This is a genomic window from Nocardia sp. NPDC052112 (genome assembly GCF_040680135.1).
Taxonomy (GTDB): Bacteria; Actinomycetota; Actinomycetes; order Mycobacteriales; family Mycobacteriaceae; genus Nocardia.
The window spans coordinates 144,250-158,640 of sequence record NZ_JBFAWD010000008.1 but is presented as its reverse complement, the minus strand read 5'-3'; the positions used below and the strand labels follow the sequence as shown (position 1 = coordinate 158,640).

The 14,391-nt window shown below is 63.2% G+C and carries 10 protein-coding genes; 4 read left to right on the top strand and 6 right to left on the bottom strand.

What is annotated here, in order from left to right:
- Positions 1 to 6: 6 nt before the first annotated feature.
- A complete protein-coding gene (locus AB0L58_RS17990) occupies positions 7 to 2,331 on the bottom strand; it encodes a LuxR C-terminal-related transcriptional regulator (RefSeq protein ID WP_364387887.1) in 2,325 nt (774 codons plus the stop codon).
- Positions 2,332 to 2,411: 80 nt separating this feature from the next.
- On the bottom strand, positions 2,412 to 4,991 hold the full coding sequence (locus AB0L58_RS17985; RefSeq protein WP_364387885.1) for an alpha/beta hydrolase fold domain-containing protein: 2,580 nt from the start codon (positions 4,989 to 4,991) through the stop codon (positions 2,412 to 2,414).
- Between the two features lie 187 nt (positions 4,992 to 5,178).
- Here AB0L58_RS17985 and AB0L58_RS17980 point away from each other — a divergent pair, with 187 nt between their 5' ends.
- The 4 genes from AB0L58_RS17980 (at position 5,179) to AB0L58_RS17965 (ending at position 9,757) form a co-directional block, all read left to right on the top strand.
- On the top strand, positions 5,179 to 6,816 hold the full coding sequence (locus tag AB0L58_RS17980; RefSeq protein ID WP_364388258.1) for a long-chain fatty acid--CoA ligase: 1,638 nt from the start codon (positions 5,179 to 5,181) through the stop codon (positions 6,814 to 6,816).
- A gap of 73 nt (positions 6,817 to 6,889) precedes the next feature.
- Positions 6,890 to 7,864, top strand: coding sequence for a nitronate monooxygenase family protein (locus AB0L58_RS17975; protein ID WP_364387883.1), 975 nt, complete (start codon positions 6,890 to 6,892; stop codon positions 7,862 to 7,864).
- 78 nt (positions 7,865 to 7,942) lie between these two features.
- Positions 7,943 to 8,668 (top strand): SDR family NAD(P)-dependent oxidoreductase, encoded by a 726-nt coding sequence (locus AB0L58_RS17970; RefSeq protein ID WP_364387881.1) that lies wholly within the window; start codon positions 7,943 to 7,945, stop codon positions 8,666 to 8,668.
- A gap of 72 nt (positions 8,669 to 8,740) precedes the next feature.
- Positions 8,741 to 9,757, top strand: a complete 1,017-nt coding sequence (locus AB0L58_RS17965; RefSeq protein ID WP_364387879.1) for an NADP-dependent oxidoreductase — start codon at positions 8,741 to 8,743, stop codon at positions 9,755 to 9,757.
- 253 nt (positions 9,758 to 10,010) lie between these two features.
- Here AB0L58_RS17965 and AB0L58_RS17960 read toward each other — a convergent pair whose 3' ends face one another.
- The 4 genes from AB0L58_RS17960 to AB0L58_RS17945 form a co-directional block, all read right to left on the bottom strand.
- Positions 10,011 to 10,637 carry a hypothetical protein gene (locus tag AB0L58_RS17960; protein WP_364387877.1) on the bottom strand — a complete coding sequence of 209 codons (627 nt, stop codon included), beginning with the start codon at positions 10,635 to 10,637 and terminating at the stop codon, positions 10,011 to 10,013.
- Between the two features lie 233 nt (positions 10,638 to 10,870).
- Complete coding sequence (locus AB0L58_RS17955; protein ID WP_364387875.1) at positions 10,871 to 12,154, bottom strand: MFS transporter; 1,284 nt, start codon at positions 12,152 to 12,154, stop codon at positions 10,871 to 10,873.
- Between the two features lie 31 nt (positions 12,155 to 12,185).
- Positions 12,186 to 13,364, bottom strand: a complete 1,179-nt coding sequence (locus tag AB0L58_RS17950; protein WP_364387873.1) for an amino acid deaminase/aldolase — start codon at positions 13,362 to 13,364, stop codon at positions 12,186 to 12,188.
- Positions 13,365 to 13,505: 141 nt separating this feature from the next.
- Positions 13,506 to 14,354: an SDR family oxidoreductase gene (locus tag AB0L58_RS17945; RefSeq protein ID WP_364388256.1), complete on the bottom strand. Its 849-nt coding sequence runs from the start codon at positions 14,352 to 14,354 to the stop codon at positions 13,506 to 13,508.
- Between the last annotated feature and the right edge of the window lie 37 nt (positions 14,355 to 14,391).

Below are 14,391 nucleotides of genomic sequence, written 5' to 3'. Positions count from 1 at the left end.
TCATTGTCAGACTCGAGTTTTGCCGTGCCGCGCCACCCACGCGGCGATCTGTGCCCGAGAGCTGAACCCCAGCTTGGCGAGGATGCGCTCGATATGGCCGTCCGCCGTACGCTTCGAGATGACCAAGCGCTGCGCGATTTCGCGGTTCGACAGACCGCTCTCGACCAGACCGGCTACTTCGAGTTCCCGCTTGGTCAGTGGCTGCGCGACTGGGCGTGGGAGGTCGGTACCGTTTCGATCGGGTCCTAGTCCTAAAGCGATGACGTCACCGAGATCCTTCAACCTGTCGGCGGACGAAACCCGCTGCGGCACCGGCCATTTAGAACGTGGTGGCGTGTGTCGTTCGAAGGAAGCCGACAGCTGCGGACCGAAGGCTTCCAGGGAGGTCCCCAGCGAGCGCCACACCCGGCCGGCGGCAACCGCGAGTGCGGCAGCCGACTCGGGCTGTCCACGGTCGTAGGCCACCCAGGCCAGTAGGTCCGTGGTCAACGAAACACAGATGCCGTCGGACAAGACCCGCTGCAGCCGGAGCACTGCGCGCGCTGATCGCTCGGCTTCGTCGAGTCGGCCCAGGCGCCATTGGGCGATTCCCGCCGCCCACAGTGCATATGCTCGGGCGGATCGGTCCCCTCGTTCTTCGCACGCCGTTGCGGCGCTACTACTGATCGACAGTGCCTCGGTGGCTCGGCCGGCGAGAGCCATAGTGCTTGCGAGCATGTAGCGCGCCGACACCTCCAAGTAATGATCACCGGCGCGACGGTAGCCCTCGATCGCCGCTTCGAAGCCAGCAATAGCCTTCTCGAGGTCACCCGCGAACATGGCCAGCAACGCTGTCCACTGACAAACATGGGTCTCCAGCCGTCCGTCTCCCAATTTCTCGGAAAGGTGGGCGAGTTCGGCTAACCACTTGGCCGCTTGCTCGCGGTCGCCTTGCAACAGTGCAATCCAGATAACGACCCAAACGCATTCCGCCCGTGCCGAAGTGGGCTCGGGAGCCGATGCCAGCAGCGTCTCCAGCCGCATTCGGCCCTCGGCGAGCGATCCACCGGATAACCAGTGGTATCGCAGCAGCCCCAGAAGCCGAAGCCCCGCCTGCTGCTCCCCCATCGTCGCCGCGCTCCACTGGATCGCCGCGATGTATCCGGCGTGATCGGCGCGCATCTGCGCAATCAGCTTCTCTTGGGCCGGGCCCCACCACTGGTCCACGATCGTCTGAGCGCGCTGCAACATCGCATCTCGATGTCGCCGGCTGAGCCGGCTTTCTTCACCGGCGTGGTCGGCGAGTTCGGCCGCAACCTCGCGCAGCGGGGCGAGCAGGCGATACCGCATGCCGCCCGCACTGCGGTCGGTCAGCAGAATCGACTGACCGACCAGGCGCTCGATGATGTCGATCACGTCCTCGCGGCGCAACTCACCGAACGCGCAGACCGCTTCCGCGAGTTCGAGGTCGAACGAGGCGGGAAAGACCGACAGCCGCCGCCACACCACCTGCGCGGGCGGAGGACAAAGCTCGTAGCTCCAGTCCACCATCGCGCGTAACGACCGTTGCCGGGAAGCGGGCTCGGTCGACGGCGCGGTCAAGGCGGTAAGCCGATGCCCGAATCGCTCGACAATCTGTCCGATAGTGAGTGCACGCAGCTTCGCCGCAGCAAGTTCGATGGCAAGTGGGACGCCCTCCAGCAGGCGGCACAGGGCGATCACGGCGTCGGCATTGTCGTCGGTGATCTCGAACTCGGGGTCGACTGCCCGAGCCCGTTCCATCAGCAGGCTTACCGCACCGTCCATCACCAATTGCGTTGCGGGAGTGCCTAGTTCGGGCACGCTGAGCGGAGCGACCGGGCGTAGCACCTCGCCGACGACGCCGACGGGCTCTCGGCTCGTGGCGACAACGCGCAGCTGAGTCGCTTCGCGCAGCATGACCGGCAGCAGTTGGCGGATCGCAGGCAGGACATGTTCGCAGTTGTCGACGACCAGGATGAGGTTCCGGTTTCGTAGGAACGACAGCAGTCTGTCACGGGGATCGGCTGCGGAGAGGTCGCCGACCCCGAGGGCGCTGATCACTGCCGATTCGACCTCCGAAACCCCCGCGCCGATCCCCAAATCGGTGAGTGGGGCCAGCCACACTCCATCAGGGAAATTCTTGCGGTTTCGATAGGCCAACTCCAGGGCCAGCCTGGTCTTCCCTACACCACCGGGCCCCGTGAAGGTCAACAGCCTCGATTCCGACAATGCCCGCCCGGCCAGCTCGAGATCGTGTCGTCTCGCGATGAGGCGGCCCAGAGCTGGACCGACCGGGTTTCCTCCACGTCGAGGAACAGGGGCACTGCTCATGCAGAGATCGTAGAGCGAGTCATTCCTCCGCAACACGGCGCGCGGCGGCGGGCAACTGCTCGGACGCCAAAACTGCCTGCTTATCGAGTCGTGGGCGTCGGCTCGACCGACAAGTGCGGCAACAGGAACTCGGCAATGGTTTCCTGGATTCCGGCTACCTTTGGGATCGCACCCGACAGCGAGTACGCGGTGTGGAATAGCCCGTCGAAACGGCGAAGCTCGGTCTGCACCTCGGCGGCCTGCAGCGCACGGGCAAAATTCTCGGCCTCGTCACGCAGCGGATCGACCTCCATGGTGACCACCAGCGCCGGCGGCAGACCCGACAGATCTGCCGCCCGCGCCGGCGCCGCCCACGGATTCGTCGCATTGGCCACATCACCGAGGTACATCGCCATCATTCGCGCGCCTACCTCCACTGAGATGACGGGGCCATTCGCGAATACCTTACGAGACTCGGTGTCGGCGAAGGGATCGGTGGGCGGCGTGACGAGGATCTGGGCGCACAAGCGAGGCCCGCCCTCGTCACGCGCCCGCAGTGCCGCCGCCGCCGCCAGATTCGCGCCGGCGCTCTCCCCACCGACGGCGAGCCGTTCGGGGTCGCCCCCGAACTCGGCGATGTGGTCGGCCAACCACCGCAGCGCAGCGATGCTGTCGTCGATGGCGGCGGGGAATGGATGTTCCGGCGCGAGGCGGTAATCCGGAGAGACGACCAGGGCTCCGACCTGGCGGGCCAATGTCGCGCACGGTTCGTCGAAGGAGTCCAGGCTGCCGCCGACCCATCCACCACCGTGGAGGAATACCACCACGGGCAACAAGCCGTCGACTTCCGGCCGATACAACCGGACCGTCCGCTCGCCACCGTCGGTCGGATAGGTGGTATCCACGATGCTGACATCGGAGGGCACCGGACGCTGCATCAGCTTGAATCCCTCCATGGCGGCCCGCATCTCTTCCAATGAGCACTGCTCGAGTGGTTTTGCGCCCATGTTCATCATTCCCGCGAGGAAGAACACCGCGGAACCGTGCAGCCGCATGGTGTTCGACAGCGGACGATCCGCACCGTCCAAAGCGAACCCGGCGTACTGGGTCGCCTCGACCTCGGCACACAAGGCTCGGTACATCGGAGCGCCCGTAAACAGTGACACAGGCGTCCGTGGCTTGCCTGGAATGTTGTCGCCCATGTACCAGGTACTGGCCGTCGGGAACAGGGTCGCCTCGGCCACCTCTCGGGCCAGATCGTTCCAGCGGTTCTCCCCCGCCACCGAGGCCTCGACGGTCGTGTGACCGTGCTCGTCCGCGTAAGAAATCAGGCTGCCGATGAAGTCGACGCTGTCCTCGATAGCGATCGGGTTGTTGAAAAGCGCCGCCGCGCCCTGCGGGCCGTTGACGTGGAACAGGTTCGGGAATCCGCGCGTGGCCATGCCGAGATAGGCAAGCTGTCCGCCCGCCCAATGATCGGTCAGTTTCCGACCGTCGCGGCCCACCACGCCCATCCGCGTCAGCGCCGCCGCGCCCACATCGAATCCGGTAGCGAGCACGATCACGTCGAACTCGTACTCAGCGTCGGTGGTCGCGATCCCGTTCTGAGTAATCCGCTCGATCGGAGCGGTCCGGGCGTCGACCAGGCGCACGTGCGGGAGGTTGAACGTCTCGTAGTACCCCGTCTCGAAGGTTGCGCGTTTGGTTCCGTAGGGGTGATCGTTCGGGCACAGCAACTCCGCGACCTCAGGGTCATGGACACGCTCGCGGATCCGATCCCGGATGTACTCGGCGGCGGTCTGGTTCGCGGCAGGATTGATGATCAGGTCGTAATAGGTGGAGGCGAGCATCCGGAACCCGCCGCCGTTGTAGTACTGGTCGTAAACCTTGCGGCGGTGCTCGGGGGAATCCATCAGCGCTGACCGCGTCGCCCGAGGGTAGGCGGCACCGACCAAACTCCTGCGCGACTCCTCCCGCAACTCCGTATACCCCGCCACGACCTGTTCGAATTCCTCATCGGTGAGGGGCCTATTGCCCAGCGGGCAGGCGAAGTTCGCGGTGCGCTGGAATACGGTCAGTTCGGCGACCTGCGCAGCGATCGTCTGGGCCACCTGAATCCCGGTGGCGCCCGTGCCCACCACGGCCACTCGCTTGCCTGCGAGGTCGATCCCGTCGGCGGGCCATCGACTGGTGTGGACCACCGTGCCGCGGAAGTCTTCCGCTCCTGGAAAGTCGTTCTTTTTTGTCACCGTGAAGGCACCGGCGGCGTTGATGAAGTAACGGGCAATGGTGACCGTACCGTCGTCAGTGCCGATCACCCATCGCCGAGCCTGGTCGTCCCAGACTACGGAGGTGACTCTGGTGCCGAAACGGAAGCTGCGACGCAGGTCGAAGCGATCGGCGACGTGTTCGAGGTAGGAGCGGATCTCCGGTTGTGCCGCGTACCGCTCGCTCCAGCGCCACTCGCGCTGCAACTTCTCGTCGAATGAGAAGGAATAGAAGATGCTCTCGAAATCGCATCGCGCACCGGGGTAGCGATTCCAGTGCCAGACACCCCCCGGTCCAGGTGCGGCTTCGAAGCACTGCACAGACAATCCCTGCACATTCCGCAGGCGGTGGGTGGCGTACAGGCCGGAGAAGCCCGCGCCGACAATCACGGCATCGACTTGCGTTGAACTCATGTCACCGAGCATGGCCAGTTGTGATCCCGCGCACAGGGGTCGGAAAACCCCATCCCATACCTGATTGCATACCTGTCTTCACCCGTTGCCCCTCCACAACACATTCCGCACTGGATTAACTGAACTCATCCGCGCTGGATTGCCGGAGTCGCGCTGAGGCGCAAAGCATTCAAGGAGCAAGTTGGCAATGTGGGGCACCATGCAACACGAGCAGTTGTCGTTGGCGACACTGTTGCGATACGCGTCCACCTTCCGGGGTGAGGCGACGGTGTCGACCTGGACCGGTGAATCGATTCGTAGCCAGACCTTTCGAGAAATCGGTTCCGAGGCAGCGCGGTTGGCGCACGCACTGCGCGGGCTCGGGGTCCAGACCGCCGATCGGGTCGGTACCTTTATGTGGAACAACAACGAACACATGGTGGCCTTCGTTGCCATTCCTGCCATGGGAGCGGTGCTACATACCCTCAATATCCGGCTCTCCCCCGACCAATTGACATACGTAGCCAATCACGCCGCAGACCGCGTGGTGATCGTCGACGGTTCGTTGGCACCGGTGTTCGCCCAGTACCTGCCGAAATTGACGACGGTCCAGCATGTGATCATCACAGGTAGCGACACATCACAGCTGTCGGCTCCTGTGGGTGTACAAGTGCACTCGTACACCGAACTGCTTGCTGGGCAACCGGACTCCTACGATTTTCCTGTATTGGACGAACGCTCCGCATCCGGCCTGTGCTATACCTCCGGCACCACCGGAGACCCGAAAGGAGTCCTCTACACCCATCGCTCCAACTGGCTGCACGCTATGGAGGTCATCTCCCCGAACGCCCTCGGCTTCACACAGGCCGACACCGTGCTCACCATCGTGCCGATGTTCCATGCCAATGCCTGGGGAATCCCCTACGGCGCACTGATGTCCGGAGCCAATCTCCTTCTGCCCGATCGGTTCCTGCAACCCGCGCCCTTGCTCGAAATAATGGCCGCGGCGAAACCGACCCTCGGTGCTGCTGTACCCACCATCTGGAGCGGCGTACAGGCGGCTCTTGAAGCGCGACCACAGGATATTTCGCACCTGCGAACCGTGGTCGTCGGCGGCGCCGCACTACCACCCTCAATGATGCACGCGTTCCAGGAGAACCATGGCGTGCGGCTGGTGCATGCCTGGGGCATGACCGAGACCTCTCCCGTCGGCAGTGTCGCGCACCCGCCAGCCGGCCTATCCGGCGACCGCGAGTGGGCCTACCGCTACACCCAGGGCCGGTTCTCGGCCGCGGTGCAAGCGCGCCTGGTGGGTGAGGACGACACCGTGCTTCCGAATGACGGAAAAGCGCTGGGCGAATTGGAAGTTCGTGGTCCTTGGATCGCCGGTGCCTACTACGCGCCCGAAGGAACCACGGTCGATCCGGACAAGTTTCACGAGGGCTGGCTGCGGACTGGCGACATCGCCAGAATCAGTCCTGACGGCTTCCTGACGCTGGTCGACCGCGCAAAGGACGTGATCAAGTCCGGAGGCGAGTGGATCTCCTCGGTCGACCTGGAGAACATGATCATGGGCCACCCCGCCGTGTCGGAAGCGACGGTGATCGCCGTGCCCGATGAGAAGTGGGACGAACGCCCCCTTGTCGCGGTCGTTCTCATCCCGGGCGCCGAGGTCACGCCCATAGAGCTGCGCGGTTACCTCGCCGATCATTTCGCCAAATGGCAACTTCCTGAGCACTGGACGTTCGTCGCGGAGATCCCTAAGACCAGCGTCGGCAAGTTCGACAAGAAACGTCTGCGCGCGCTGTACGCCGCGGGCGAACTGACAATCACGACCCTGTCCTGAGCCGCACCGCCCTAGGTGCTGGCATCCGTACTACCACGTGGTCACCACTGTCGATCACGATCCAGGAGCTTTCATGAGCGTGCCCCCCATACTTGGAGACCGATTGCGTCTGCCGGTCATCGCATCTCCGTTGTTCATCATTTCGTGCCCTGAACTGGTTATCGCGCAGTCGGTTTCGGGAATAGTCGGGTCGTTTCCGTCATTGAATGCACGTCCACAGCCGGAGTTTCGGAACTGGCTCGCGCAGATCACCGACGCGCTCGCCGAACATGATGCCAAGAATCCGGACTCACCCAGTGCACCGTTCGCGGTAAACCTCATCGTTCACAAGACCAACGATCGCCTTCACGCCGATCTCGCGGTCCTGGAGGAATTCCGGGTTCCGATCGTGATCACTTCGCTCGGCGCACTGCCCGCGGTCAACGAACGCATCCATGATTACGGCGGCATCGTGCTGCATGACGTGATCAATGATTCCTTCGCCCGCAAGGCGGTCGACAAAGGTGCCGATGGTCTCATCGCGGTCGCCGCCGGGGCGGGTGGCCACGCCGGGAAACAGTCGCCGTTCGCACTGATCCAAGAAATCCGGACCTGGTTCGACGGACCACTCGCGCTGTCCGGTGCGATCACCAACGGCAACGCGATCCTTGCGGCACAAGCCGTCGGCGCGGACCTTGCCTACATCGGATCACTGTTCATCGCTACCGAGGAGGCCAATGCCGCTGCCGAATACAAGCGGATGATGGTGGATTCCACCGCCGCCGACATCGTCTACTCGAACCTCTTCACCGGTGTGCACGGCAATTACCTGCGCGGCAGTATCGAGGCCGCTGGCCTCGACCCCGACTCGCTGCCCAATTCGGACCCGTCGGCCATGAACTTCGCGACCGGCGGCATGACCGAAGCGAAAGCCTGGCGCGACATCTGGGGTGCCGGGCAGGGAGTCGGCGGTGTGCACGCGGTGCGCCCGACATCCACCGTCGTAGCCCGTCTCGAGGCCGAATATCACTCTGCGCGTGAACGATTGGCACTCGTCCCCGTGGGCTGACCCCATTCCCCCAACACCATCGAACCGACCGAAAAGAAAGACATCAAGATGAGCCCAACCCTGAGCGGCAAGCGCGCCATGATCACCGGCGGACACCGTGGCATCGGTCGCGCCATCGCCGAAGCCTTCACCGCCGCCGGCGCTCGTGTCGCAATCGCCGACATCGAAGGCGCCGACACAGCAGCCGGCGAGATCGGCCGAGGCACCATCGGCATCTCGTGCGACGTGCGCTCCAGCACGAGCGTCGCCGCAGCTGTCGCCAGGGCCACCACGGAACTGGGGGGACTGGATATCCTCGTCAACAACGCAGGCATCGCAGTTCTCTCCCCGTTGCACGAGCTTTCCGAAGAGGATTTCGACAGCCTCGTGTCTGTCAACTTGCGTGGCACTTGGTTGGTCTACAAGCACGCTGTTCCGGCCCTGATCAACGGCGGCGGCGCCATCGTGAACATCGCGTCCCTCGCCGGTATGGCCGCCTTCCCGTTGCTCGGCGCCTATTCGGGCACCAAGGGCGGCATCGTCCGACTGACCGAGGCCATGGCTCTCGAGCTGCGCGAGTACGGAGTGCGTGCCAACGCGATCTGCCCCGGGTTCATCGACACCAACATGGTTCAAGGGTCTTCGGACGCGTTCGCGACGATTACCGGCGGCTCGTTCGAGCAGATGGTAACCGCGGTCCAAGGACGGCTCGGCACACCCGGCGAAATCGCCTCCCTGGCAACATATCTCGCATCCGACAGCGCGTCCCTGCTCAATGGAGTCGCCATCATCGCGGACTGCGGAATGAACCTGCATCGAGTCTGAACAAGAGATATCGCCACAACGAGTCGCATTGCCTCACCGGCACACGAGGCTCGTTGACGCAGAACAGGATCAATGATGGTTGGAAAGAACCGTGCATGGCTTTTGACTACCCGGCCGACCGGACTGGTCGGCCGCGAGCACTTCCAGTGGCATGAGGACCCGCTTCCAGCGATAAGGCCCGGCGAGTTCCTGATCAGAAACCAGTGGCTGTCGTGCGACGCCGCCCAACGCGCCTGGATGCAGTTCGACACATACATTCCGGCGCTCCCGCTCGGCACCGTCATGGCTTCCGGCGCGATTGGGGAGGTCGTGACCTCGAAGCACCCCGGCTTCGCCCCAGGCGATCTCGTCTACGGAGTCTTCGGCTGGCAGGACTACGCGGTCAGTGACGGGTCGCCATTCGGAGGCTTGGTCCCGCCACAGAAGCTACCGCCCGGCACGGACGCCATAACCGCCATGTCGTTGTTCGGGATCGGCGCGCTCACGGCATACTTCGGCCTCCTCGACATCGGCCGCCCGCAACCAGGCGAAACCGTCGTCGTGTCGGCCGCCGCCGGCGCGGTGGGCTCGATCGTGTGCCAGATCGCCAAGATCCACGGCTGCCGCGTCATCGGAATCGCCGGCGGTACACAAAAATGTGCCTGGCTACGTGATGTACTCGGCACAGACGACGCGATCGACTACAAGAACGAAGATCTGGCCGTCCGGCTTGCCCAGACCTGTCCCGACGGCATCGACGTCTTCTACGACAACGTCGGCGGCGCAGCCCTCGACGCTGCGCTCGCCAATCTGGCTGACGAAGCCCGAATCGTGCTCTGCGGCGCGGTCTCCGGCTACTGCGTCACCCCGCCGGAGGTCACCAATCTCATCAATCTGATCATTCGGCGCGCCACGATGCGCGGCTTTCTCGTCTTCGATTACCTCGATCGATCGCCGACAGCCATCAAAGCGCTCGCGGGGTGGGCAACCGAGGGCAAACTCATAAACCAAGTCGACATCATCGAAGGACTCGAGCACGCGCCGGACGCCCTCCGGCGCCTGTTCACCGGAGACAACCTCGGCAGACAACTAGTCAAGATCGCCGATTGATACCAATCGCCTGATCCGCAACCCAGGTCCGACGCGACCTGCACGACAACGGAACCGATTCCGACTGGCGGTCATCTCTCATCGGCGGGACGCGACACCACAACTGAGAGGGCGGTCAGTTCGGGCGCGGCGGTACCGCGCGCGATGCTCACGCCCGGCCGAATGCACTACGAACGTACACTCGGCCGGGCATTCCTCACACCGGGCGTAGGCCGGAGCGTCCGCGCGGTCGAACCGTCACCGTTTCTGGAGGTCAGTTCGGCAGCGGCACAGGGGAACTGATCTCACCAGCAGCGTGCAGGGTGTTATAGGCCTGTGCCAGCGCAGCGATTCCCGCTGGCAGTCCAACGACGACGCCGCCGATGATGGTCCCGATGCCCCCTCCGAGACCCATACCCGGAATGCATCCACCAATCGCGCCGACGACGGCTCCGATCACGCAACCCCCGACAAGGCCGATAACGCCGCCCGCCATGCTGCCCACGGTAGCGGCCAGCATGAATTCGTTGCCCGCCTGACTGAGCGCATTGTTGATGTCGGCCTGGGGGTCGGTCTCATCTGACTTCGCCGCGACCGGGACCGGCTCGGCGGAAACGGGCTGCAGTGCAGAGGAATCCGCCGGGGCATCAACGTGAACCATGGTAAGAGGGGCAGCTACAGCCGATTGCGATACCACGTGTATCCAGTTCGCCAGTGCCGTATCGGGACTGATCGGAGTGGGCGAATCGGCACTCACCGCGTCGAGAGAGGCATCGGCATTGGCCGTTGGGAGAGGCGACGGTTGGCGTTCCGGCGCAGCGTATGCCGCCGAGTTGCCAATTATCGAGATGATTGCGCCCGCAGCGATGGCGGACGCCATGAAGCGGTGGGCATGTGACATGCGGTACATAGGATCTCTTCTGGATAAGTGATAACGTCGTGTTACCAGCTCGATAAATGATGGAATGGGACTCAGGATGGTTCTGGAGAAGCAGAATGGGGATTCGAATATTTCCAGTACCGATTTGAAGAGTCTCCGGCAGATCTGAACCGCTCTCGACGGCTGGTTCAGGATTTTGAATATTTTTCAGCGGAATTACCGGTCGTCGCGGTAAAAGCTCATATTACATAACATCACCTCACAGTGCGGATTTTGCAGGTAAGCGCCGCACCGATCGCAGCAGTGACACCGACGGCTGCGAAAAGCATGGGGTAGCTGTGCGACGATGTGATCATGAAGCTGGCCAAGAGCGGCGCTACGGTTGGTGGCACAAAAGTTCCTATGTTCATTATTCCAAGATCTTGGGCACGACTTTCCGCATCGGGCAAAATCTCGGTGACCAGGGCTTGATGCACAGCCATGTATGCGCCGAATCCGGCACCCATCAACGCCGAGGTGACCACAACGGTAGGCACGCTCGGCAGACTGGCGAGCAGGAAACCGGCCAGCGCTTCGAAAATGGCGGCGGCCGCGATGAAAATCCGGCGGCGTCCAAGACGATCGGAGACAGTGCCGAAGATTACGGTGGCGGATATCCCCGCAAGCAGGTACACGACAGTGACACCTAGTAGCGCGCTCTCGGGATTTGCCACCTCGAGACCGTCGGTCAAGAAATACAACATATAACAGGTGCCCAAAGAGTTGGCGAGGTTGACCATGAGGCGGCCGGTGAACGCCCACGAGAATTCTCGATTCTTGAGTGAACGCCCCATCGACCGAGCCACCGCCGCAAGGTGAAGAACCGGTTCATGGCCTGAAGCGACATCACGGTAGGCGAGCAGAAACGGAGCGGTACACGCCAGCAGTAGTACTGCCAGCACGACATATCCTTCGGCAGACGAAAGGCTGAATGCGGATACAATCGCGATGCCCGCGGCCACACCGAGAGCCTGAGGGCCGTAAATCGCACTCGAGACCGCGCCGCGCTGGCTGACGGGCACACGGTCGGCCATGGTCGCGGTCAATCCGGCGGTGGCAGCGCTGAGGCCCAGCATGGTCGCCGACCAAGCCACGCTGAGTCCGACGACGGAGGTCTGCTCGCCAGTAGCGATCAGCCCGCACGCGAACGCCACCGCTCCGAGGCCGAGCCAGGTTCTACGGCGTCCCACACGGTTGCGTGTCCGGTCGCACAAGGCCCCGCATACCGGCAGCGCAATCAGCGCCACGATACCCGAAATTCCGTTGATCACGGCATAGTTGAAGACCTTCGATTCCGGGGCTATGGCCTCCAACTGCTCGGGGATAAGGAGTTGGAGCGGGACGAGGTTCGCGGCCCAATATCCGAGCCATGCAAGGCCGAACATCGCGGTCCACGGGCGGGTCACGCGTTCAGCGGAATCTTGGGGGTGCTTTTGTGCTGCAGATACCACCGAGGGGGAATGTGCAGGGAATGCTGAGGATTCGTACTCGGCGGTCAATTCGGTGCTCCGGGATGGGTGTAGATGTGAATCAAAGGAAGGCGAAGCCTTCACCGCGGTACGTCGGGATCTGGCCGATGACCTGCGTGCCGGAAACGAGGTGCAGGTCGTTCACGCGCTCGCACAGTTCGCCTGCTTTCGCGTGCCGGAACCACACGTGGTCGCCGAGCGTCAAGCCGAGCGCGGCCGGGCCCAGCAGCGGTGTCTGTACTTCGCCTGCTGCCTCCTGCTGACTCATTCGAAGGTCCTTGGGCCAGGCCAAAGTCGGCAAACGGTCCGTGCCGACCGGTCCGGAGGCAACCCATCCGCCTCCCAGCACGGTGGCAATCTTTGCGGTGGGGCGCCGCACCACAGACATGACGAAGAACGCCGCGGGGCGAGGCCGGAATCGGCGGTAGAAGTCGAATAGCCCCGGACCGTAGAGACCGGAACCGGCACCGATCTCGGTGATGGCCGGCTCGGCGGCGGTTTGCTCGATGGAGCCGGTACCGCCACCGTTGACGAACTCCAACTCGGCGTAGCTAGTGATAGCCGCGACGGTCTCGGCGCGGCGCACTGTGAGTTCACGGCCCGAGAAGTGCTGCATGGCACGGATTGCGGCTCGTTTGATCGGTGATCCCGACTGGTTGTCGCCGAGCCCGGCGATCTGCCCTTCGTAGGACATCACACCGACCAAACGGAATCCGGGTCGGCGAACGATGGTCCGCGCCAGCGCGGCCGCCTGATCAGGCGTATGGACGGGAGACCGCCAGGGGCCCAGGTGGATTCGTCCGCCAACTAATTCCAGGGCGGCGTCGACATCGATGCAGACGCGGATGTCGGGTCGAGATGCTCCGACCACGGCGTCGATGAAGTCGAGTTGGTCGGTGGAGTCGATCATCAGGGTGATCCGTGCTGTGGCCTCCTCGCTGGCGGCCAGTTCACGCAACGCTGAAGTATCGGCGGTCGGATACCCGATGACGACGTCCTCATGGTCCTGGGCAAGTAGCAGGGCCTCCGGCAGCGTGAAGGCGAGAATGCCTTGGTAGCCCGGCAGATTGGTTGTCCGACCGATCAAGTCCCGACTGCGCACAGACTTGCTGGCCAGTCGAATCGTCGCGTTTCCGCTCGTGCGCCGGACGAGTTCAGCGGCGTTGGCATCGAACGCATCGAGGTCCACGACTGCGAAGGGCGGATCGATATGCGTGGTTGCCTCGTTGAGCTCGGCCATCCGACGATCGCTATCGGGTGTCAGTCCAAGCGAGCCCATTCGTCGGCCCGTAGCCGCTATCTCTGTTGTCACAATTGCACCTTTCTGAAGTTTCAGCCCCTCTGGGCGCCCGCCAGCCAACCGGCGTGGGGCTGACATTCCTTAGGACACAGTGGTGTTCGTGTCTGGATTGGTCTCGCTTTTCATCAGCCGCTCGCGTTGACGTCGTCCCCGGGCCTCGACGTGCGGAAGCACCCGATGCATCAGCCACGGGAATACGCCGGCCACTCGCTGGAAGCGGCCAGCAAACGGAGGGAAGACCACTTCGATCGGCTTCGTGTCGATGGCCTTCACGACCACCTCGGCGATTTCCTCCGGCGTGTGCGCTTTTTCGGCGAAAGCGATGACAGAGGAAGGGTCAGCCTTCTCCTGTTCGAGCATTTTCGTCTGAGTCGACGGCGGATGCACGATGGTGAAATTGATTGGGCTGCTGCGTTCCTCGATAGCGACGCTGTGGTGGAAGGCGCGGACGGCGTGTTTAGTGCTGCCGTACGTGGCGTACCCGGACAGCGGCAGGAACGATGTCATGCTGCAAACCGTGATGATGTGGCCACGACCTTGCGATGTCATGCGCCCGATTGCCGTGTGAAACCCGGCTATGGTGCCCAAGAGATTCACCTCGACGACGTGGCGGTGCTGCTCGAGGCTCAGATCCCGCATATTTCCGGTGTGGATGATGCCCGCATTGCTGACGAGTACGTCAACGCCGCCGAACTTCGCTTCAGCGGCGTCGAACGCCTTCGCCCAGCCAGCAGGATCTCTGACATCGAGGTGAAACCCAGCGGCCCGGCTACCCAGATGGCGGGCCAATGCGTGAACAGCTTTCTCATCGATATCGGTCAACATCACCTGATGCCCACGTGCGATCGCGGTTGTGGCGATAGCTGCACCGATGCCGTTCGCGGCCCCGGTTACGAGGATGACCCGTCCGGTTTCGCTACCTCGGTTCACCGTCAAAGTAGTCTCCTGATCTCTGGGTCCGAGTCGA